General features: G+C 64.5%; 20 protein-coding genes. 8 read left to right on the top strand and 12 right to left on the bottom strand.

The annotated features are described in order from the left end of the window. The first annotated feature begins 6 nt into the window (after nucleotides 1–6). Entirely contained in the window at nucleotides 7–1,092 is a 1,086-nt protein-coding gene (locus ABE493_RS03840) for a LacI family DNA-binding transcriptional regulator (protein WP_082746654.1), read from the top strand. 217 nt (nucleotides 1,093–1,309) lie between these two features. After that, complete coding sequence (kduD, locus tag ABE493_RS03845) at nucleotides 1,310–2,065, top strand: 2-dehydro-3-deoxy-D-gluconate 5-dehydrogenase KduD (RefSeq protein WP_346497448.1); 756 nt, start codon at nucleotides 1,310–1,312, stop codon at nucleotides 2,063–2,065. Between the two features lie 87 nt (nucleotides 2,066–2,152). Here kduD and ABE493_RS03850 read toward each other — a convergent pair whose 3' ends face one another. Then, nucleotides 2,153–2,545 carry a hypothetical protein gene (locus ABE493_RS03850; protein ID WP_346497450.1) on the bottom strand — a complete coding sequence of 131 codons (393 nt, stop codon included), beginning with the start codon at nucleotides 2,543–2,545 and terminating at the stop codon, nucleotides 2,153–2,155. A gap of 38 nt (nucleotides 2,546–2,583) precedes the next feature. Between ABE493_RS03850 and ABE493_RS03855 the strand changes: the two genes are divergently transcribed. Together ABE493_RS03855 and ABE493_RS03860 are read left to right on the top strand one after the other, a co-directional pair. After that, nucleotides 2,584–3,222 (top strand): RpiB/LacA/LacB family sugar-phosphate isomerase, encoded by a 639-nt coding sequence (locus ABE493_RS03855; RefSeq protein ID WP_057630411.1) that lies wholly within the window; start codon nucleotides 2,584–2,586, stop codon nucleotides 3,220–3,222. A gap of 362 nt (nucleotides 3,223–3,584) precedes the next feature. Then, nucleotides 3,585–4,766 (top strand): GDSL-type esterase/lipase family protein, encoded by a 1,182-nt coding sequence (locus tag ABE493_RS03860; protein ID WP_346497453.1) that lies wholly within the window; start codon nucleotides 3,585–3,587, stop codon nucleotides 4,764–4,766. 7 nt (nucleotides 4,767–4,773) lie between these two features. Here the strand turns inward: ABE493_RS03860 and ABE493_RS03865 are convergent, their stop codons facing one another. Beyond that, nucleotides 4,774–5,688 (bottom strand): LysR family transcriptional regulator, encoded by a 915-nt coding sequence (locus ABE493_RS03865; protein WP_346497455.1) that lies wholly within the window; start codon nucleotides 5,686–5,688, stop codon nucleotides 4,774–4,776. A 136-nt stretch (nucleotides 5,689–5,824) separates the two neighbouring features. Between ABE493_RS03865 and ABE493_RS03870 the strand changes: the two genes are divergently transcribed. Further along, entirely contained in the window at nucleotides 5,825–6,535 is a 711-nt protein-coding gene (locus ABE493_RS03870; RefSeq protein WP_346497457.1) for a pirin family protein, read from the top strand. A 316-nt stretch (nucleotides 6,536–6,851) separates the two neighbouring features. Here ABE493_RS03870 and ABE493_RS03875 read toward each other — a convergent pair whose 3' ends face one another. The 6 genes from ABE493_RS03875 to ABE493_RS03900 form a co-directional block, all read right to left on the bottom strand. Next, a complete protein-coding gene (locus ABE493_RS03875) occupies nucleotides 6,852–7,493 on the bottom strand; it encodes a DUF2894 domain-containing protein (protein ID WP_346497459.1) in 642 nt (213 codons plus the stop codon). After that, nucleotides 7,490–8,140, bottom strand: a complete 651-nt coding sequence (locus ABE493_RS03880) for an OmpA family protein (RefSeq protein ID WP_346497461.1) — start codon at nucleotides 8,138–8,140, stop codon at nucleotides 7,490–7,492. The genes ABE493_RS03875 and ABE493_RS03880 overlap by 4 nt, the downstream gene beginning before the upstream one ends. A gap of 5 nt (nucleotides 8,141–8,145) precedes the next feature. Continuing rightward, complete coding sequence (locus ABE493_RS03885; RefSeq protein WP_346497463.1) at nucleotides 8,146–10,233, bottom strand: DUF802 domain-containing protein; 2,088 nt, start codon at nucleotides 10,231–10,233, stop codon at nucleotides 8,146–8,148. Between the two features lie 10 nt (nucleotides 10,234–10,243). Continuing rightward, nucleotides 10,244–10,960, bottom strand: a complete 717-nt coding sequence (locus ABE493_RS03890) for a DUF3348 domain-containing protein (protein WP_346497465.1) — start codon at nucleotides 10,958–10,960, stop codon at nucleotides 10,244–10,246. Nucleotides 10,961–11,362: 402 nt separating this feature from the next. After that, nucleotides 11,363–11,998, bottom strand: coding sequence for a response regulator transcription factor (locus ABE493_RS03895; protein WP_346497467.1), 636 nt, complete (start codon nucleotides 11,996–11,998; stop codon nucleotides 11,363–11,365). Continuing rightward, complete coding sequence (locus ABE493_RS03900) at nucleotides 11,995–13,101, bottom strand: sensor histidine kinase (RefSeq protein WP_346497468.1); 1,107 nt, start codon at nucleotides 13,099–13,101, stop codon at nucleotides 11,995–11,997. The genes ABE493_RS03895 and ABE493_RS03900 overlap by 4 nt, the downstream gene beginning before the upstream one ends. A gap of 167 nt (nucleotides 13,102–13,268) precedes the next feature. On the opposite strand from ABE493_RS03900, the gene ABE493_RS03905 reads away from it, so the two are divergent. Continuing rightward, complete coding sequence (locus tag ABE493_RS03905) at nucleotides 13,269–13,991, top strand: hypothetical protein (RefSeq protein ID WP_346497470.1); 723 nt, start codon at nucleotides 13,269–13,271, stop codon at nucleotides 13,989–13,991. A gap of 111 nt (nucleotides 13,992–14,102) precedes the next feature. On the opposite strand, the gene phhA is transcribed toward ABE493_RS03905, so the two are convergent. Then, the gene (gene phhA / locus ABE493_RS03910) at nucleotides 14,103–14,993 is read right to left on the bottom strand and encodes a phenylalanine 4-monooxygenase (protein WP_346497472.1); all 891 of its coding nucleotides are present in this window, start codon (nucleotides 14,991–14,993) and stop codon (nucleotides 14,103–14,105) included. A 132-nt stretch (nucleotides 14,994–15,125) separates the two neighbouring features. Here phhA and ABE493_RS03915 point away from each other — a divergent pair, with 132 nt between their 5' ends. Then, a complete protein-coding gene (locus tag ABE493_RS03915; protein WP_282271903.1) occupies nucleotides 15,126–15,608 on the top strand; it encodes an Lrp/AsnC family transcriptional regulator in 483 nt (160 codons plus the stop codon). Nucleotides 15,609–15,751: 143 nt separating this feature from the next. Here the strand turns inward: ABE493_RS03915 and ABE493_RS03920 are convergent, their stop codons facing one another. From ABE493_RS03920 to ABE493_RS03930, 3 genes are all read right to left on the bottom strand, one after another. Then, nucleotides 15,752–16,780, bottom strand: a complete 1,029-nt coding sequence (locus ABE493_RS03920; protein WP_346497475.1) for a patatin-like phospholipase family protein — start codon at nucleotides 16,778–16,780, stop codon at nucleotides 15,752–15,754. Between the two features lie 106 nt (nucleotides 16,781–16,886). Beyond that, entirely contained in the window at nucleotides 16,887–17,498 is a 612-nt protein-coding gene (locus ABE493_RS03925) for a hypothetical protein (RefSeq protein WP_346497477.1), read from the bottom strand. Nucleotides 17,499–17,676: 178 nt separating this feature from the next. Next, nucleotides 17,677–18,690 (bottom strand): TIGR00266 family protein, encoded by a 1,014-nt coding sequence (locus ABE493_RS03930; RefSeq protein WP_346497479.1) that lies wholly within the window; start codon nucleotides 18,688–18,690, stop codon nucleotides 17,677–17,679. Nucleotides 18,691–18,859: 169 nt separating this feature from the next. Between ABE493_RS03930 and ABE493_RS03935 the strand changes: the two genes are divergently transcribed. Further along, a complete protein-coding gene (locus ABE493_RS03935) occupies nucleotides 18,860–21,166 on the top strand; it encodes a TonB-dependent receptor (protein WP_346497481.1) in 2,307 nt (768 codons plus the stop codon). Nucleotides 21,167–21,297 lie beyond the last annotated feature (131 nt).

Below are 21,297 nucleotides of genomic sequence, written 5' to 3' on the forward strand. Positions count from 1 at the left end.
GATAGAATGAATGTATTGAACGGTTTCAAGGACATCCCCTTGCGCAAGAAAGCCGACGTCGCCGCTACGCCCCAGTCACTGGGGCGGCCCGCCACCATCAACGACATCGCGCGGTTGTCGGGTGTTTCCAAGAAAACCGTCTCGAGGATCATCAACAACTCGCCGCTGGTGCGCAAAGACACCCGCGACAAGGTGGAAGCGTTGATGCGCGAAGTCGGCTACACGCCCGATCCGCTGGCGCGTGGCCTGGCGTTCCGGCGCTCGTTCCTGATCGGCATGGTTTACGACAACCCCACCGCGCAATACGTGGTGGACATGCAGAACGGTGCTTTGGACGCGCTGCGCGGCTCCACCTTCGAGCTGGTGGTGCACCCCTGCGACACCCGCAGCCCCGGCTATATCGAGGGCGTGAAGCGCTTCGTGCAGCAGCAGAAGCTGCACGGCGTGATCCTGGTGCCGCGTGCGTCCGAAGACCAGGCGCTGGCCGACATGCTGGATGAAATCGGCTGCCGCTTCACCCGTATCGCCGCGCTGCCGCTGGATGAAACCTCGCAGATGGTGATCACCCATGACCGCGACGGCGCTGCCGAAGCGGCCGACTACCTGCTGTCACTGGGCCACCGCGATATCGCCCTTATCACCGGCCCGACTGCTTACCGTTCGGCGCATGAGCGTACTGCCGGTTTCATCGAAGCGCTGGAACGGCGTGGCATCGAGCTACCGCCGGCACGCATCATCGAGGCCGGTTACACCTTCGAATCCGGTGTGGCCGCCGCCGAGAAGCTGCTGCTGGGCAAGCAGCGCCCGACCGCCATCTTCACCGGTAACGATGAAATGGCCGCCGGCGTCTACAAGGTCGCCATGCGCGCCGGCATCAGCATTCCACGCGAGTTGTCGGTGGTCGGTTACGACGACAGCCCGCTGGCCTCACGGCTGTGGCCGTCGTTGACCTCGGTGCGGCGCAATACCCGTGACACCGGGCGTACAGCGGCCGCGATGCTGATCCAGCCGGAGGGCAAGAACGCCATGCCGATGGCCAGCGTACGCCCGCATCTGATCGTGCGCGATTCCTGCCAGCCGCCGCAGGACTGAGCACCCCAAGTTTTTGTTTTTCAAAGGGAATCGCTTATTTTGCAGTGCAAAATGACACCGGTTTCCATAATTGGCTAGAATCGTCTGGCAGGCCCGCCAAATGCACCAGCGGGCCACTGGACAGATGCGCTGACCGGGCCTACCCCGGAGCCATCGCCCCGCTACGGCGCCCGCCGCCGGCAGCACCATCGAACTACCGCTCTGGGAGAGGAACAGCATGACGAATCCATTCAGTCTCGAAGGCAAGGTCGCCCTGGTAACCGGTGCCAATACCGGCCTGGGCCAGGGCATCGCGTTGGCGCTGGCCGCCGCCGGTGCCGATATTGCCGGCGCCGGCATCGTCCCGGCCGACGAGACCGCCGACAAGGTGCGCGCGCTGGGCCGCCGCTTCCTCAACATCGAAGCCAACCTGATCAGCATCGAGCCGGTTGAGCGCGTGGTTGCCGAAACCATCGCCGGCCTGGGCCGCATCGACATCCTGGTCAACAACGCCGGCCTGATCCGTCGCGCCGACGCGGTGGATTTCAGCGAGAAGGACTGGGACGACGTGATGAACGTCAACATCAAGTCCGCCTTCTTCATGAGCCAGGCCGCGGGCAAGCAGTTCATCGCCCAGGGCAGCGGCAAGATCATCAACATCGCCTCGATGCTGTCCTTCCAGGGCGGCGTGCGGGTGCCTTCGTATACCGCCTCCAAGAGCGGCATTGCCGGCATCACCCGGCTGCTGGCCAATGAATGGGCAGGCAAGGGCGTGACCATCAACGCCATCGCCCCGGGTTACATGGCCACCGACAACACCGCCCAGCTGCGTGCCGACGAAGACCGCAACAAGGCGATCCTGGACCGCATCCCGGCCGGCCGCTGGGGCAAGCCGGAAGATCTGGGCGGCACGGCGGTATTCCTGGCGTCGAGCGCCTCGGATTACGTCAACGGCGCGATCATTCCAGTGGATGGCGGTTGGTTGGCGCGCTGAGGATTGAAGGTGGTGATGCGGAAGCTGAAAGGCCAGAAATCAGGAAGCGAAAGCTGAAGAACTGAAAGGCTAGAAGCGCCCTCACCCCTACCCCTCTCCCGCATGCGGGAGAGGGGAATGCAACAGCCAAAGCAACAGCCAACGCAACGGCCAAAGCAACGGCCAACGCAACAGCCAAAGCAACAGCCAAAGCAACAGCCAAAGCAACAGCCAACGCAACAGCCAAAGCAAAAAGCCAAAGCAAAAAGCCAAAGCAAAAAGCCAAAGCAAAAAGCCAAAGCAAAAAGCCAAAGCAATAGCCAAAGCCAAAGCAACGACCAATGCAACAGCTGAAGCAAAAGCAAAGGCAATGATCAAAGCAGCAGCGAGCGGCGGCAGCCAGCAGCCGCGAGCAGCACAGATTTCCCTTCTCCCGCCTGCGGGAGAAGGTGCCCCGAAGGGGCGGATGAGGGGAAGCTTTTGCTTCAGCTTCCACCCCATCAACAACACCGTTTCCCCCTATAAATGAGAGTCACGCAATGAAAATCGCATTGATGCAGGAGTTCAGCCAGGCCGCCAAGAACCCGGTGGTGCTGGAACAGCTCAACACCGTCGCCGCCGCACAGGGCCACGACGTGTACAACGTCGGCATGGACGGTGACAACGATCACCGCCTGACCTACATCCATCTGGGCATCTGCGCCGCGCTGCTGCTCAATGCCAAGGCCGTGGATTTCGTGGTGGCCGGCTGCGGCACCGGGCAGGGCGCGATGATGTCGCTCAATGCATGGCCGGGCGTGTACTGCGGCTACTGCATCGAGCCGACCGACGCCTTCCTGTTCGCCCAGGTCAACAGCGGCAACGCGCTGGCACTGCCGTTCGCCAAGGGCTTCGGCTGGGGCGCGGAAATCAACATCCGTTACATCTTCGAAAAGGCGTTTGCCGGTGAGCGCGGTCAGGGTTACCCGGCCGAGCGCAAGGAATCGCAGATGGCCAATGCCGGCATCCTGGCGCAGGTAAAGCAGGGCGCTTCGAAGGACTTCGTCGAAGGCCTGAAGTCCATCGACCAGGAACTGGTCAAGCAGGCCGTCGGTGGCGAGCGCTTCCAGAAGGCGTTCTTCGACAACGCGCAGGACCAGAACATCGTCGCCTACGTGAAGAGCGTGCTGGGCAAGTAAGTCCTGGCATGCAGTAGCGCCCTCGCGGGCAGACAAGGGCGCCTGCGGGCGCCTTTGTTGTTTGTGGGCGACCGGGCTTTGGCCTACGGCTGCTCCGTGAAGCAAGACTCCAGCCCTTCTCCCCTTGCGGGAGAAGGTGCCCGAAGGGCGGAAGAGGGGAGGCGTGCGAAGCACGCGTGCTTCTCGGTGCTGGAGCTCATCAAGCCAGCGATCTTCGATCGCTACCCCTCTCCCCAACCCCCGCTCCGCGCCCCAGCCCTTGCGCCGGCGCAAGGGCGTTCAAGGGTCCACGAACCTTCGGTCCGTCAACCGTCCCCTCTCACCCCGCAAGGGGAGAGGGGCTTAAAGGCACAAAGCAAAGCATGAAGACTCCAGCGATTTGTCTCATCCTCCTCAGCGCTTTCTTTGCCAGCGCCCAAGCCAACGAGCCCACCCACCGCATCTTCATAGCTGCAGACTCCACCGCAGCCAGCTACGGCCCAGAACGCGCGCCACAAGCCGGCTGGGGCCAGACGCTGCAAAGTTGGTTGGATGAAGGCCAATGGCAGGTTCGCAACCATGCCGTTGGTGGCCGCAGTACCCGCAGCTTCATCAACGAAGGGCGTCTTGCTGCAATCGAAAAGCAACTGCAAGCAGGCGATGTATTGCTGATCCAGTTCGGCCACAACGATGCCAAGCGCGAAGACCCGACGCGTTACACCGACCCGGACAGCGACTACCCACAATTCCTCTCGCGCTACATCGCTGCAGCGCGTGCGAAAGACGCAACGCCTATCCTGATCACCCCCGTCGCCCGCTTGCTGTACGACTTCGGTGCGCTGCTGGATACACATGGCCGCTACACGCAGGCGATGAAGCAGGTGGCGAAAGAACAGAACGTGCAGCTGATCGATCTCAACGCAAGCTCAATGGCATGGATACGCGCGCTGGGTGAGCAGGGCGCAAAGCCTTACTTCATGTTCGTCCCCGAACAGAACAAGGCCGATGGCACGCACTTCAGCGTTGCCGGCGCCACTGCGGTGGCCTGCCAGGTGATGCGGAGCTGGGTCGAGCTCGCGCCGCAGATGAAGGCGAACCTGAAGCGTGATATCGACTGCGGTGCGATCAACGCGGGGCAGGGCACCGCTGTTTCTACGCCAAGCGCGGCAGCACCGGCAGTTGCGGCGCCCAAGCAGGATGCAGGCAACCCACATGGCTCGCAGGTGATCCGCGAGCAGGATATCGGCCGCGCGCAACCTGGCCCGCATGGCGGCGCCGGCCCGACCACGGCCTACTCGTTCTTCGCCGACGTAAGCGATCTGCCATTCGTGATGCGCAAGCGCGTGCTGCACAAAGGCGCCGGCATAGGCCTGCATCCGCAGCACAAGGACGAGATCTACTACATCGTCAGCGGACGCGGCCTGTACGTGCTCGATGGAACGCAGTACGAAGTAGGGCCAGGTCATGCGCTGCTCACCCGCAGTGGCAGCAGCCACGCCCTGCAGCAGATCGGCGACGAGGACCTGGTGGTGATGCTGGCCTATCCGACGACGCTGCCGCGTTGAGAAACGCTCAGCGCGCCGCCCAGGGCTCCTGCTCCAGCCGCTGTGCCAGGTAGTCGATCAAGGCCTGCACCCGCGCCGGCCGGTGCAGGCCGGGCGGGGTGATGATGCTCAGTGCCAACGGCTCCACCTTCCAGTCGTCCATCGCGGTCTGCAGGCGGCCATCGCGCAGTTGCTCCCAGACCAGGAACTCCGGCTGCAGGGCCAGGCCCAGCCCCGCCTGCAAAGCGGCATCGAATATTTCGGCGTTATTGGCCTGCAGCTGGCGCGGCACGGTCTGCGCGAACTCGCCATGGCGCGGGTGGCGGAAACGCCAGGTGTTGCCGCTGCGGGTGTAGCTGTACTGGAAGCCGCGATGCTGGGCCAGATCACGCGGATGCGTAGGCCGACCGTGCGCTTCAAAGTAGGCAGGTGACGCGACCAGCAGAATCCGTACCTGGCATAGCTGGCGCGCGCGCAGGCTGGAGTCGGCCAGGGTGGAGATGCGCAATGCCATGTCGAAGCGCTCGGCCACCAGATCGACCATCTGATCGCTGAGCTGGATATCCAACTCCACGTCCGGATGCGACTGCATGAAGGCCGGCAGCAATGGTGCCAGCCGCGATACGCCAAACGACATCGGCGCCGCCAGCCGGATCAAGCCACGCAGCGCGGCCGAACGGTCAGCCACTTCGGCCTCCACCGCCTCGCCCTCGTCGAGGATGCGCGCAGCCCGCTCCAGGGCGGCCTCACCGGCGGAGGTCAGCGACATGCGCCGCGAAGTGCGGTGGAACAGGCTGGTGCCGATGCGTGTCTCCAGCCGGGTGATGGCCTTGGACACGGTGGCCTGCGACAGCTGCAGCTCCTCGGCCGCGCGGGCGAACGAGCCGGCTTCGGCGACCTTGGCGAAGATGGCCCAGGCTTCCAGATCAGGCAGGCGGTTCATGGCGTCAGCTCGCGGGGCAGGGGTTTAATCATGTCACATATGGAAAGAATGACTTTCCATACTTTCTATTCTCTGCATCGGCAGCCAGGCCTAGACTGGGCCCCATCGAATCCCCACCCGCTTGCAGGAGAACGCCATGATTGAACGTCGCCCATTTGCCAACCTCGGTGGAGCCAATCACGGTTGGCTGGATGCCAAGCACCATTTCTCGTTTGCCGAGTACCAGGACAACAAGCGCATGAACTGGGGCGCGATGCGGGTCTGGAACGACGACACCATCCAGCCCGGCACCGGCTTCCCGCCGCATCCGCATGCGGAGATGGAGATCATCACCTACGTGCGCGAAGGCGCCATCAGCCACAAGGACGACCAGGGCAACCAGGGCCGTACCGAAGCCGGCGATGTGCAGGTGATGAGTGCCGGCACCGGCGTCCGCCACGCCGAGTACAACCTGGAGCCGGGCATCACCCGCATCTTCCAGATCTGGATCTTCCCCGACCAGCGCGGTGGCAAGCCGTCCTGGGGCACCAAGCCTTTCCCCAAGGGTGAGCGCTCGGGCCGCTTCATCGCCTTGGCCAGTGGCATGCAGGGTGACGAGGATGCATTGCCGATCCGTGCCAACGCCCGCGTGCTGGGCGCCACGCTGAAGGCCGGCGAGAGCACCGAGTACCACTTCAGCGATGCCAACCGCTACGGCTACCTGGTGCCGAACACCGGCAAGGTCGAGGTCAATGGCGTGCTGCTGGAGGCCCGCGATGGCGCCGCCATCAATGGCGAAACCAGCATCCGCATCACTGCCTTGGAAGACGCCGAGCTGGTGCTGGTGGATACCGCGGCGCTGCAGTAAGCAACGTCGGGGGCAGAGTCGGGTTTCTGTTTTCCAAGCGTAGTTGCGTTAGCCGGGCCGCGAAGCTGGTGACGTACCAGCTTCGCGATTTGCTCAGGGCCGGTAGTTGTTTGTGGGAGCGGTGTAAGCCGCGAAGCTGACATTGTTGAAGCCCAGGGCAGCTATGCCATCTGGCGAAGCAGCGGCTTCGCGGCTTACGCCGCTCCCACAAAAAGCCAAACGACAAAGGCGCAGATATCCGCGCCTTTTTTCTGGGTTGTTACTTGTGACATCGAAGGGCTCTTTGGGTGCCCAGTGTGAGCTGCAGTTTGTTCGCTCACGCCTTCTTGCGGCTGGCCTTGCGTTTGCTGGCCGCGCGCGTGGGTTCCACCACGGTATCGGTACCGCTGACCGGTTCCATCCAGGTGAGCACATCCACATAGGCGATGAAGTGCTGCAGGTACTCCGGTGAGATCTCCTGCATCAGTGCCATCGCGCGATAGGTAAGCACGCTGGAGTGCAGCGGGCCGGCATCTTCGGGCAGTGAATCCAGGCACTGGCGGAGCAGGCTGTCGATGCGGATGCGGCTCCATAGCTGCTGGAATTCATCCAGCGCCGGCATCAGCGCTGCCTCGTTGCTGTCAGCACTGTCGGCGTCGCCGGCCGCTGGGCTGGATGTGGCCAATGGCAGTTGGTACTGCAGTGGATCGGCCGTCAGCTGCAGTAGCAGCGATTGCAGCGGGCTTTCCACTGCGTCCCCGGCTACGGGCAGCGGAGCTTCCACCGCGACAAGTTGCGCATAAGCACCCATCAGCTGCGACAGGCGCGCATCAAGCTGCTCGCGCGCGCTGCCGGTATAGCGTTGTGCGCGTTGCGCAAGTGCTGCGATCAGCTCGAAACGTGCCAGGTCAACACGATCAGCGTCGCTTTCGCGCCATGCCTGCAACTGCGCCAGCGTTGCCGGATCAGCGGGCATCATTGCGCGGCATCGGCCTTGCCGTCCTGCTTCGGGCGCGGAATCGGCGCGATCTCGACGCGGCGGTTTTTTGCTCGGCCAGCTTCGTCATCGTTGCTGCTGACCGGCTGCTCGGCGCCGAAGGCGGCAGCGAATACCGACTGCGACGGCACGCCATCGGCGATCAGCGTGCGGGTGACGGTGAGTGCACGTGCGGCCGACAACTCCAGGTTGTCGGCGAAGCGGCCATGGACCACGCGCACCGGCTGGTTGTCGGTGAAGCCGCTGACCATCAGGATCTCTTCGCGCGTGCCCAGATATTCACGCAGCGGCGCGGCCAGGCTCTGCAGCAGTTCGCGGCCTTCCGGCTGCAGCTGGTCGGAGTTGAGCGCGAACAACACGCTGCCACTGATGCCGATGCGGCCATTGATCACTGTCACCCGGCCGGCGGCCAGCGGTGCCGCCAGTGCCTGCTCCAGCGTCTTGAGCTTGGCGGTCTGCTCCTGGCGCTGTTTTACCTCTTGATCCAGGCGGTTGTGCAGCAGCAGCTGGATGCCGATCACACTGGCCAATATCAGCACGAAGGCGCCCAGCAACACCGACATCAGGTCGCCGAACGCGGCCCATGTGGTGGCGCTGGATTCGGCGTCGAATTCGATTTCGTCGCTCATCGCGCTCAGGCTCCGGCGTTGTCGCGGGCGACGGCCAGCTGCTGCAGTTCGCCGATGATCTGCTTCTGCGAGAGCATGCTCAGGTCCACCACTTCGCGCGCCTGGGCCACGTAGTAGGCCAGCTGCTCATCGCTGCGGGCCAGCGACTTGTCCAGCGCGCCTTCAATCAGCTGCAGGCGTTCGTTCAAAGCTTCGGTGGACTGGCCAAACAGCTGCACCGCACTGCCGAAGGCATCGCCCAGGCTGGCCAGTTCCACCGCGCTGGCGGTGACATTGGCGGCGGCGTGGTCGAGCCTGCTGGTTTCGCTTTCGAGCTGGTGGCTGAAGCGATTGCCGACGCGTTCGAGCAGATCGGCCGAGGTGCTGACCAGTGCGTCGATGGCGCTGCGCTGTTCGGTGGATGCATGGGTAACCGCGCCGAGCAGGGTTTCCAGCGTGGACAACAGATGGCTGCGTTCTTCCAGCATGGCGGTGTCGCGGACCATGCTGTCGGACAGCTTCTGGCGCAGTTCGGCCACCACTACGGCGGCGGCGCGCGGTGCTTCCGAGGCGCTCTGCACCAGCCGCGAGATTTCGGCGATGGTGTCGCGGGCCTGCGCCTGCTGCTGCTCGCTCATGGTCTGCGTGGTCTGCGCCAGGCTGTCGCAGATCTGCTGCTGGCGTTGCGCGACGGCTTCGCCATTGCGCTGCCAGCTGCTGTCCAGCGTGTTGACCATCGCCGACAGACTCTGCGACCACTGGCCAAGGCGCTGTTCGTCGCGCGCTGCGAACGCCGTCTGCAACTGCTCATGCGATTGCTGCAGGGCGCTGAGCAGCGACTGTGCCTGTTGTTCGAATGCGGACGACGCGCCCAGCAAGGCCTGCTCATTGCGCTGGGCCAGTTCGCCATGTGCGCTGTGCTGCTGTGCCAGGGCGTCGCGCCAGGCGTCGGCGGTGCGGGCGGCGCTGTCTTCCATGCGTACGGCAACGCCGTCGATCAGGGCGTTGCTGCGTTGTTCGAAGTTGCTGCTGAACTGGGCCAGTGCCTGCTGCAGCTGCTCGGTGAGTGCGCTGTTGCTGCGCTGCTGCTGCTCAAGTGCGGTGTTCCAGCTGTTGCCTGCGGTTGCGGCGGCGCTTTGCACTGCCACGTTGATGCCGTCGAGCTGCTTCTGCACGGCAGTGTCGATGCTGGTGTGCAGGGCCTTGGACGTGTCCGCCAGTCCGGCCATCGTCGCATCCACCACCGGCTGCAGGGCGGCACCCACGGCATTGGCCTGCTGGCTGATACCGGCCTGCATTGATTGCTGCAGTGATGCTGCCAGCTGCGTATACGCCGCTTCGGTGCGCTGATGGAATTCCTGCTGGCTGGCCTGCAGGCGTTCGTTGTTGGCCTGGTGCTGCTGTTCCAGGCTGCCCATCATGGCCTGCAGGCGCTCGACCAGGGTCGGCATCAGCGCGTTCTGTTCCTGCAGCAGGCGGAAGGTTTCACCGCGTTGGAAGCGCTGCGAATGCACCCGCAGCTGACTGGCGATGCCGGCGTCCAGCTCCTGCACGGTCTGCGCGCGCTCGCGGCGCAGCAGGGCCGACAGCAGGCCGAGCGCGGCCGAGCTGGCCACGCCGGCAATCGAGGTGCCGAAGGCGAAGCCCAGGCCCTTGACCGGCGCCGCCAGCGAGCTGCGGATGGCATCCAGGTCGGTGGCGCTTTCCAGCGCCAGGCCGGTGCCACGCAGGGTCGCCATCATGCCGAGCAGGGTGCCGAGCATGCCCAGCAGCACCAGCAGGCCGACCAGATAAGGGGTCAGCGCAGGGGCGGGCAGGCCGACCCGTTCGCCCTGCACGCGCAGCCGTACCGGGCCGCGCAGGCTTGGCTGCAGGCGGCTGAGCCAGCCGTCGAGGTTGTCCGCGGCCTCGCCGATCGACGGCAGCGCCTGCTGCAAGCCGGTGGTGGCCTGGCGGTAACGGAACAGCTCCACGGCACCGGCCAGATAGCAGGCGGCGATGATCGCGGCGACCACCGCAGCCAATGGATGGGTGCCGGCATAGCCCACGCCGATCCAGCACACGGCCAGCAGGCCAACAAGGAAAACAACGACAGCAACGAGGTTTCTGGACATGAGGTACGGATTACCGGGTGCGTAGCGCTGCAAGCAGGCCATCGATGGGGTGGAAACGGACATCCAGTTCGGCCAGCAGCGCAATGCGCAGGTCTTGCCGGAACGTGGCCAGCCAAGGGCCGGTGGGTGCCGCCGGGGGTTCCGATGCCGGGGCATCGTCGGGGTCGTGCGCGACTGTGTCGTACAGCCGTTGGTAGTGCAGGCCGAGCAGCACCGGCACATGGGAGAGCAGGGTATGTTCGCGCGGGCTGAGGGTAGCCTCCATCACCGCGTCGACTTCGGCCAGGCGCGCCTTGGCCGGGGATTGGCGGGCCAGCATGTCACGCAGGCGGCCGCGCAGGCGCCCGCTGGCGGTCTGCATGGCGCGTTGCTGCGTCAGATAGTGCTGGCGGTAGGGGGCGAAACCGGGCGGCAGCTCGAGATCGGCGGGCGACGGGTTGCGCGGCGGGCTCAGGTCGATCTCGGCCTGTGTGGCAGCGCTCAGCCTGGCCCGCACTTGTGCGTATTCAGCATCCTGGGCCGGGTCGTAGGTGGCGCCGGGCTCTGGCGCTGGCGGCAGGTTGTCCAGCGCTTTGGACAGGGTGATGGCGCGGTTCCAGTCGAACCACTGCGCCAGCCGCTCCGGCACCGCAGGTGCCGCAGGGGATGTTCCCTCGTCATTGAAACGGGCCAGCAGGCGAATGAACGCCGGGCCCAGAACGGGCGCCCGTTCGGATGCTTTCGCCATGGTCCTGACTAAAAATTGGTCATTTTACATGCTGCGGCAAACCGCGCCCTGCGCCCGGTATTCAGGGCCGGGGCCGGGTGGCGGGGCTCAGCGCGCATGGCGTTTGTGCAGTTCCAGCAGCAGCTCGGCCTCGGCGGCGGGCTTGGAGGGCGTAACTTTGGCTTGGGCTCTGCTTAGGGTAGTGCCGAGCCATGCTCGGCAAGGGCTTTCCGGCCACAGTGCCCTGTAGGAGCGGCCTCAGCCGCGAAGCTGGCAATGCTGGAATAACCGATATCTCCGCAATCTGATGGTTTATGGGCTTCGCGGCTTATGCCGCTCCCAAAACGGCGGATGGGCTGTGGGTGGAGTCCCTGCCGAGCATTGCTCGGCACTAACGAATAAAAAGGCGGCACTGGGGCGGTGCTAGATAACCCGCAGGGTGATCGCCTTCAGCACCGCGCGGGTGCGGTCGCGGGTGTCGAGCTTGTCGAGGATGGCCGAGACGTAGTTCTTCACCGTGCCTTCGGCCAGGAACAGGCTGCCGGCGATTTCGCGGTTGCTGTAGCCGCCGGCCATCAGCCGCAGCACAGCCACTTCCTTCTGGCTGAACAGTTCTTTGGGCGCGTCATCGGCGTGGTAGCGATAGCGCTGGCGCACCGCGTCGGTGCTCACCGGCTGCAGCAGGGTCTGCCCGGCGATGGCTCGCGTGATTGCCTCATGCAGGTCCTCGGGTGCGGCATCTTTCAACAGGAAGCCTTGTGCGCCGGCGTCGGTGGCCCGCAGCAGCAGGTCGCTCTCATCGAAGGTGGTCAGGAACACGCACGGCGTTTGATCGCCGCGCGCACGCAGGGTCTTCAAGGCCTCGATGCCGTCCATGCCTGGCATGCGGATATCCGACAGGATCAGCTGCACCGGCTGCTGCGGGAGCTGTTCCAGCAGGGCTTCGCCGCTGTCGGCTTCGAACACGATGGTGATGCCGAGCTGCTGCAGCAAGGCGCGCAGGCCGGCGCGGATCAGGGCCTGGTCGTCGACCAGGGCAATGCGTGGGGAAGCGTTCATGCCGGCAATTCCACACGAATCTGCAAGGCACCGGAAGCGGCACGCTGCAACTGCAAGCTGCCGCCTTGTTCGTCCACCCGCTCGCGCATGCCGGTGAGCCCATTGCCTGCGCGCGGCTCGCCACGCAGCTGGCCATCATCTTCCATCGCCAACAGCAGCAGGCCGTCGCGGCGCTGCAGCGATACCTGCAGCATCCGGGCATCGCTGTGGCGGGCGCTGTTGGTCAGGGCTTCCTGCACGCAACGCAGGATGGTTTCGGCCTTGGCGGTATCGCTGACCTGCACGTCATCGTCCAACTGCAGCTGCAGGCGCGGGCGCGGCAGCGGTGCGGCCAGGGCATGCAGGGCGGTGTCCATGTCGAGCTGGCCGCTGTCGCGCAGGCAATGCACAACCGCGCGGATATCGCCCAGCAGCTCGGCGGACAGTTGTTCGCACAAGGCCAGCTCGGGTGCGGCATCGGCGTGTGCGGCAAGCGCGCGCAGGTGCAACCTCAGCGCCGTGAGCTTGTGCCCGGCCACATCGTGCAGCTCACGCGACAGGCGCAGTCGTTCCATGTCGCGGGATCTTTCGGCGAGCAGGGCGCGGGTGGCCAGCAGGTCGGCATTGACCTGTGCCAGCCGGTCGCGGGCCTGTTCGGCGCTGCGCGCGTAATGCGTGGTGAGCATGGCGAAAGCCTGGAAGCCGGCAAAGATCAGCACCACTGCGGCAGGATGGCTGTGGATGCCGCGCAGGACCAGGTACATGCCCAGGTTGACCAGCAGCATCACCACCAAGCTGATGCGCAACGGCCAGCTCATCGCCACCTGTGCGGCCAGCATCACCAGCAGGGCCGGCGCCACGCCGCTGCTGGCGCCCAGGCGGATCACCGCCAGCGCCGCCAGTGCCTCGACCAGCAATGCCACGCTGCGTTGTGGCGAGGGCCGCTCATAGCTGGCGGCAAACAGAAAGGCGAGCAGGAACAGCAGGGCGCTGCCCCAGCGCAGCGCGAGCTGCTCGGCGGAGCCGTAGGGCAGGGTCGCGGCTACTGCCAGCCAGGTCAGCAGGCCGGCGAGGTTGAGCGGGTGCAGCAGCCTGTGCCAGCGCGAACGGGGAGTGATTTCCATGCGTGCATGCTGCTGGCCGCAGGCCTCAGCAGCAAGAGGGGCGGAGCAGAAAGTGACTTCCGGCAGGGTGGATCAGTGACTGCCGCAACTGCCGCAGCCGCAGTGGCTCACGCACTCTGGCTGCAGGTCATCGCATTCCGCCGGCCGCCCTTGAAGAGATCGCTGTCATGCCTGGATATTCCCTGATCGTCGCGCTACATGTGCTTGCTGGCGTGGTCGCCTTGATCGGCTTCTGGTCGGCGGCGTTCATGAAGAAGGGCTCGCCGCGGCATCGCGCGCTGGGCAAGGTCTATCTGGTTGCGATGGCGGTGATCGTGGTCACCGCTCTGCCTATCACCGTCCAGTTCGCGTTCTTCCGCCAGCAGCCGCTGTCGGCATTGTTCCTGGCCTACTTGATGGCAATCACCGGCAACGCGACGTGGCTGGCGTGGCGTGCGGTCACCGACAAGCGCGACTGGAAGCAGCTGGTGTCGCGGCCGGGCTGGCATCTGGCGTTGTGGCCAATGGTGATCCTGGCGCTGGTGGTTGTGGCCACTGGTATCCACCACCGTCAGCCGTTGTTCCTGGGCTTCTCGTCGATTGGCCTGTGGGTGGGCTGGCGCATGCTGAAGTTCGCCCGCCGTGGACCATCGCGCCCGGACTGGGCATTCCGCCAGCATTACCAGTCGATCCTGGGCGCCGGCATCGCTACCCATGTGGCATTCCTCGGTATCGGCATGCGCCCGGTGTGGCAGTGGCTGCACAGCCACACCACGGTGCCGGCGGCGCTGATCGAGTTGTTCCCGTGGGCGGCACCGTTGCTGGTGGCGGTGGTCATTGGCATCTACCTGGACCGCAAGTACGGCGGTCGGCGGGTGGCCAAGGCTGCAGCGGGAAAAGCGGTGCAGTGAGCTACAGGCTTTGGAAAGCCCGGGGTGCGCGTTGCTTATCCGGGCCAGGTGGGACGCAGACGAAAAAGCCGCCCTCGGGCGGCTTCTTCTGTTCCGGCAAGGCGGTGCGGCCTAGACGTCGCCACCGTCCGCCCAACCTTCGCCGCTGCCGCGTTGGAATACCGTGTCACCGGCCTGCACATCGCCTGCCGGCAGATGTTCGGCATCTGCAAGACGTGCGTAGATCGGGGTGAAGTCCGGCTCGGTGGCGGCCATCAACTGCTCGAAACCATCAATGACGAAGTAGGTCTTCTGGAAGGTGTCGATGCGGTAGCGGGTGCGCATGATCCGCTCCAGATCGAAGCCAATGCGGTTCGGCGCCGCCGATTCCAGTGAGTACAGCGATTCGCCCTTGGACGAGACGATGCCGGCGCCGTAGATGCGCAGGCCGTCGGCGGTGTTGATCAGGCCGAACTCCACCGTGTACCAGTACAGGCGGGTCAGGTTCTGCAGCGCGTCCGGGCCGATGGCGTGGGCCTTGACGCCGCCACGGCCGTAAGCGGCCATGTAGTCGGCGAACACCGGGTTCATCAGCAGCGGCACGTGGCCGAACAGGTCGTGGAACAGGTCCGGTTCGGCGATGTAGTCGATCTGATCGGGGCGGCGGATCCACCAGGTCACCGGGAAGCGGCGGTTGGCCAGGTGATCGAAGAAGTCGAGTTCCGGCAGCAGGCCTTCGACCCCGACCAGGGTCCAGCCGGTGGCCGCGCCCAGCACTTCATTGAGCTGGTCGAAGCGCGGAATCATGTGCTCGCTCATGCCCATCTCGTCCTGGGCATCGAGGAACTCCTGGCAGGCACGGCCGACCAGCAGTTCGCGCTGGCGTTGGTACAGCGTGCTCCAGGTGGCGTGGTCGTCGGCGCTGTAGTTGTCCCAGGGCTGCTCCACCACGGCGGTGGTATAGACCGGCACGTAGCCCTTGTCGGTCTGCTGGTGTTCGACGCGGCGCGGGTGGGCTTCCATGGCGGCAGCTCCTGAAGGGAATAGATAACCGCATGGTAGGAAGCCTGCCGCGCAACAGGTGTGCGTAATTGCGGAGTGAGGGGCTTCTGACGCAATATTGTTGCGTCCATTCAATGCTGCGGAGCAACAAAGATGGCTTCGGTGAACCTTGACCGCACGGATCTGCGGCTTCTTGTCGAAATACAGCAGCATGGCCGTGCCACCAACGCGGAATTGGCGGCGCGGGTGAATCTTTCACCTTCGGCCTGCCTGCGGCGGGTGCAGCGGTTGGAAGCGGAAGGGGTGATTGCCGGTTACGGCGCACGCCTGGAGCCGCGCGCGATCGGGCTGGGCCTGCAGGCCTTCGTCCGCGTGCAGCTGTCCAAGCACGGGCAGGCGGCGATCGATCATTTCGTGCAGGCGGTGCAGCTATGGGATGAGGTGGTGGCCTGCCACGCGCTCACCGGCGACATGGACTATCTGCTGCAGGTCTACGTACGCGACCTGGACCATTTCTCGGAATTCCTGCTGGACAAGCTGCTCAATGCGGCCGGCGTGGCCGACGTCAATTCCAGCTTCGTACTGCGCACGGTCAAGGAGTTCCGCGCGCTGCCGCTGTCGCAGTTGGGGCGGTAAGGGCTCTTCCTTCTCCCTGCGGGAGAAGGTGCCCCGCAGGGGCGGAAGAGGGTAAGCGGCGAAGCCAATGGAATCCGAAGCAAGCTGCTTCGCTCGCACCCTCACCCCAACCCCTCTCTCAGGAGGGAGAGGGGCTTCAAGCATCAGCGCGCCGGCGCGCTGCAGTTCTTCTCGACACCGCGCAGCTTTTCGATGCGGCTGCGGCTGTCCTGGCAGCGCTGATGCGCCTCTGCCTGTATGGCCGCAGCGCGGGCATCGGCTCCGCGCACGGCGGCCACACGCGCCTGCTGCAAGCGTGCAATACCAGCGCGGATCTGCGGCATCGCCGCCATCGCTGCCTTCTCGCCTTCCAGAATCGCGCGGCCGCGCTGTTCGAAATCGGCAGCACCGATATCCAGCACCGCCGGCCGGATCACCACGTCGGCGCGCGCCAGTTCCTGCTCACCCAGGCGCTGACCCATGATGGTGATCGACTGGCCCACCGCACCCAGCAGGCCGGTCGGGCGCTGGCCGGTGGCGCGGCTGGAGATATCCACCGCGATCACGAACTCGGCACCCAGCTGCTTGGCCGCATCCACCGGCACCGGGCTGACCACGCCGCCGTCGACATAACTCTTGCCACCGATGATCACCGGCTCGAACACGCCGGGGATGGAGCTGGAAGCCCGTACCGCCTGGCCGACATTGCCGCGCACGAACACCGCCCGCTCACCGGTTTCCAGCTGGGTGGCGACCGCAGCGAACGGCTTTTTCAGCTGCTCGGCGCGCTTGTTGCCGACCTGCGCGTTGACGTAGTCCTGCAGCTTCTGGCCCTGCACCAGGCCGCCGGAGAACAGGCGGATATCGCGGATGCTGGCTTCATCCAGCGCGACGGCCTTCTGCTGCATCTGGAAGGCGTCCATACCGCTGGCATACAAGGCGCCGACCACGCTGCCGGCACTGGTGCCGGACACCACCACCGGCTCGAAACCATTGGCTTCCAGCATTTTGATCACGCCGATATGCGCAAAACCCTTGGCCGCGCCACCGCCCAATGCCACGCCGATCTTGACCGGCCGCACCGGCGTGGTCGGCTGCACCGCAGCCGGCGGGGTGGGCTTGGTGTTCTCGCCGCCACAGGCTGCCAGCAGGCCAAACAGGGAAAGAGACAGCAGCAGACGGGCGTTGCGCATGATGAACAGGGGGCTTTGGAAAGGGCGCCAGCATAACGCTTTGTGTTGGCAAGGCCGCCAGCAGGCTCACGTTTGGTTTAACCAGGGCTGCCATCGGCAGCCGGCATCAGCCTGCGTAAAGCTCTGGCGCCCACAACACTGCCAGTATCCCCAGCCCGATGACTATCCAGAAAAGTGCGCCCAACACCAGCCATACCCAGTTGGCAGCGGTGAGCCGGGAATTGCCGCGGCCGTCGGGGTCGCCGCTGGCGAGGTTGGCCGCGCGCTGTGCCTGTACCAGCGAGGTCACGTTCAGCGCCATCAACAGCATGCCGATCGCGAAACCCGGCAATGGCGGCAGGACGGCGTCGGGGATGCGGTTGATGATGCGGCCAGCAATCCCAGAAGAGATGAAAGCACCTGCCCACATGCCCGGTGACCAGTTATAACGCTGGCCTGAACGGCGCAGCCATTGATCGATTTCCTGATTCAGGCTGTTGGCGAAAAAGATCCCGAAGATGGCGCGAGGCACCGGCCAGATGTCCAGCTTCTTCTCGCGCTTATACCGGCTCCAGTGCTTCCAGAACCAATACACCGTGTAGAAGCCCAAGGTTGCCACGTACAGCAGCACCAGCTTGGTGATGGAGACCACATAGAACGGCGGCAGACCCAAAGGTTCAGTGGTTTCCTGCGTCAATGAGGCCTGCGGCGGAGCGTAAATATTTTCCTGCGCATCCATGGCTTGCGGTCTTTCCCTGAAAATGAATGCGGCGAGTATGGCCACGGCTTCAGGGCCAGACAAGGCACGGCTTTGCCTGTACGCGGAGCGCGGCTGATGGTGTGCAGGGATGCCGCTCGAACAGCGTTCCGTAGCCCGGACTTCTCAGCGAGACCGGGCTGCGGACGCCAGCGCGCCATCAGAACTTGTTGTCACCATCCAGCAAACGCCCCAGCCCACCCAGCACCGAGCCTTCACCGCGGTTTTGGCCGCCACCTTGCGGCGCGGCGGCATACATACGGCCAGCCAGGCGCGAGAACGGCAGTGATTGCAGCCATACCTTGCCGGGGCCGGTCAGGGTGGCCAGGAACACGCCTTCGCCGCCGAAGAACATGCTCTTGAGGCCGGCCACGCGGCGCACGTCCATGTCCACGCTGGCGTGGTAGGCCACCACGCAGCCGGTATCCACGTCGATGCGCTCGCCCGCTACCAGCTCGCGTTCAACCACGCAGCCGCCGGCATGCACGAAGACCCAGCCGTCGCCTTCGAGCTTCTGCATGATGAAACCCTCACCGCCAAACAGGCCGGTCATCACCTTGCGCTGCAGATGCACACCAACCTGCACACCGCGCGCGCCGGCCAGGAAGCTGTCCTTCTGGCAGATCAGCTTGCCGCCGTGCTGGTCCAGCTTCATCGGCAGCACCGTGCCGGGGTAGGGCGCGGCGAAGGCCACCTTGGCCTTGCCGTTGCCGGTGTGGGTGAACAAGGTGGCGAACAGGCTCTCGCCGGTGATCACCCGCTTGCCGGCCGACATCAGTTTGTCCATGAAGCCGCCGCCCTGGCCCTCGTGGCGGCCGTCGCCGAACACGGTGTCCATCTGCACGGACGAATCCTTGAACATCAGCGCGCCGGCCTCGGCAATCGCGCTCTCGCCCGGGTCCAGTTCGATTTCCACAAACTGCATCTCATGCCCGATGATGCGGAAATCGATATCGTCAGCCTGGTTGCGGTTGCCAGCCACCGGCGGCGGCATCGGGGGCGGGCTGCTCTGGCCGCCGAATTCGGTGACTTCGGTGACCGCCTGCCAGCCCTGCATGCCCTCGCGCCAGGCCAAGGCCTGGCGGCTACCCTGGGCAAAGCGGCGCGCCGCCTCGTCGTCCAAGGGGCCTACGCGGTCGGCTTGGCCGGGAATATGGAAATACCATTGGGTCATGGCGGTGTGCCTGGGCGGGAAAGGAAGCCAGTCTATGCGGCGGAACTGCATCACACCCCTGACAGTCGTCATGCCGATGAATACCTGAACGATTGCGATACGAATGTTGTGCTGCAACAATTCCGTGCTAGGCGCAGTTCCCATTTCTCCTCAACAGGCCCGTCTCGCCATGTCCCCGACCCGTACCGCTCGCCGCCGCTTGCCGGCAGCGCATCCGCTGTTCGTCGCCGTTCTTGCCGTATTGCCCTTCACCGCTGCAGCGCAGGACGCGACCACCGCCCAGAAGGAAGCATCCACGCTGGATGCGGTAAAGGTGACGGCGGCGCGCAAAGTCGAAAACATCCAGGACGTGCCGGTTTCCATCAGCACCGTCAGCGGCGAGAAGCTCGACGCGCTGGCCTCCGGTGGTACCGATGTGCGTTACCTGTCCGGCCGCGTGCCGAGCCTGAACATCGAATCCTCGTTCGGCCGTGCGTTCCCGCGCTTCTACATCCGCGGCTACGGCAACACCGATTTCCGTCTGAACACCTCGCAGCCGGTGTCGCTGGTGTACGACGACATCGTGCAGGAAAACCCGATCCTGAAGGGCTTCCCGATCTTCGACGTTGAGCAGGTGGAAGTGCTGCGTGGCCCGCAGGGCTCGCTGTTCGGCCGCAACACCCCGGCCGGCGTGGTCAAGTTCGACTCGGTGCGCCCGTCGCAGGAGTTCGAAGGCTACGGCAAGGTCGGCTACGGCAGCGACAACCTGTGGAACGTGGAAGCTGCAGTGGGCGGCGCATTGAGCGCGCGCTGGTCGGCACGTGTGTCGGCCCTGTACCAGCGCCGCGACGACTGGGTGAAGAACACCGGCCCGGGCCCGAACGACGGCCTGGAAGGCTATGACGAGTCGGCCGTGCGTGCGCAGTTCCTGTACGAAGGCGACAACTTCGAAGCACTGTTGGGCGCGCACAAGCGTCACCTCAACGGCACCGCACGTCTGTTCCGCGGCAACATCTTCAAGAAGGGCAGCAACGATTTCGTGCCCGGCTTCGATGAGAACAAGGTGTCCATCGACGGCCTCAACCATTCCGAGCTGGACAGCAGCGGCGCCAATGCACGCCTGAGCTGGGACCTGGGCAACTACAAGCTGTCGTCCATCACTGGTTACGAAACCGTGGACACCTTCAGCGTTGGCGACATCGACGGTACCTCGGGCCCGTACTTCACCGCTGATGTGCCGTTCGCATCGGAAACCGCCGATGGCATTCCCAGCCACTCGCAGTGGACCCAGGAACTGCGTCTTGAATCGCAGAACGAAGGCCCGCTGAACTGGCAGACCGGCCTGTTCTACTTCAAGGAAGATTACGACGTCGACAGCGTCAGCTACGACACCACCAACGGCAGCAAGCAGGACGGCTTCCAGCGCATCAACCAGACCAATGATGCCTGGGCGGTATTCGGCGGCCTGACCTTCCAGGCTACCGACAAGCTGGAGCTGCGCGCCGGTGCGCGTTACACCATCGACAAGAAGGATCTGACGGTCAAGGACTACTGGAACACCGGTTTCTCGCCGTGCGTGCTGTCGGCCAAGTGCGACCTGGCCGGTCTGCTCGCCGCGCAGCAGGCAGCCTTCGCCGCCGGCGATGCGGTTGATCCTTACCTGTCGGCCTCGACCAAGGACAAGAAGTTCAACTGGGATTTCTCGGCTACCTACGCCGTCAATGACACCGTCAACGTCTATGGCCGCGTCGCCACCGGCTTCCGCGGCAGCTCGATCCAGTCGGCAGGCGCGTTCAACGAAAAGACCGTGGCCGATCCGGAAACCGTGTTGTCGTTTGAAGCCGGCATAAAGGCCGACTTCTGGGACAACCGTGCGCGCTTGAACGCCAGCGTCTACCACTACCGGGTCAAGGACCAGCAGCTCACCGCCGTCGGCGGTTCCACCGGCAACGCCAATATCCTGCTCAATGCCGACAAGAGCGTGGGCAAGGGCTTCGAGCTGGATCTGCAGGCCTACCTGACCGACAACCTGCTGGTCACCCTGGGCAGTGGCTACAACCACACCGAGATCAAGGACGCCGACCTGAGCGTGGCCGGCTGCTTCTCCTGCACCGTGACCAATCCGCTGGATGCCAATGGCAAGGTGCTGATCAACGGCAATTCGCTGCCGCAGGCACCGGAGTGGACCCACAACATGACCGCGCGCTGGTCGCTGCCGTTGGCCGATGGCACCCAGCTCTACGTGTTCACCGACTGGGCTTACCGCAGTGAAGTGAACTTCTTCCTGTACCAGTCCAAGGAATTCACCGGCAAGTCGCTGCTGGAAGGCGGCCTGCGCGTGGGTTACCAGTGGAACGATGGTGATTACGACGTGGCCGTGTACGGCCGCAACATCACCAACCAGATCCGCGCCACCGGCGGCATCGACTTCAACAACCTCACCGGCTTCATCAACGAGCCGCGTCTGTGGGGTGTGGAGTTCAAGACCCGCTTCTAAGCGCAGGTTTGTGAGTTGAACAAAGAAGGCGCGGAGCAATCCGCGCCTTCTGCTTTTCTGTAGTGCCGAGCCATGATCGGACAAAGGACAAAACCAAAACGCCCCAACCGAGCCAGGCACGCCACAACAAG

The organism is Stenotrophomonas terrae (assembly GCF_039674165.1).
Lineage (GTDB): Bacteria > Pseudomonadota > Gammaproteobacteria > Xanthomonadales > Xanthomonadaceae > Stenotrophomonas > Stenotrophomonas terrae_A.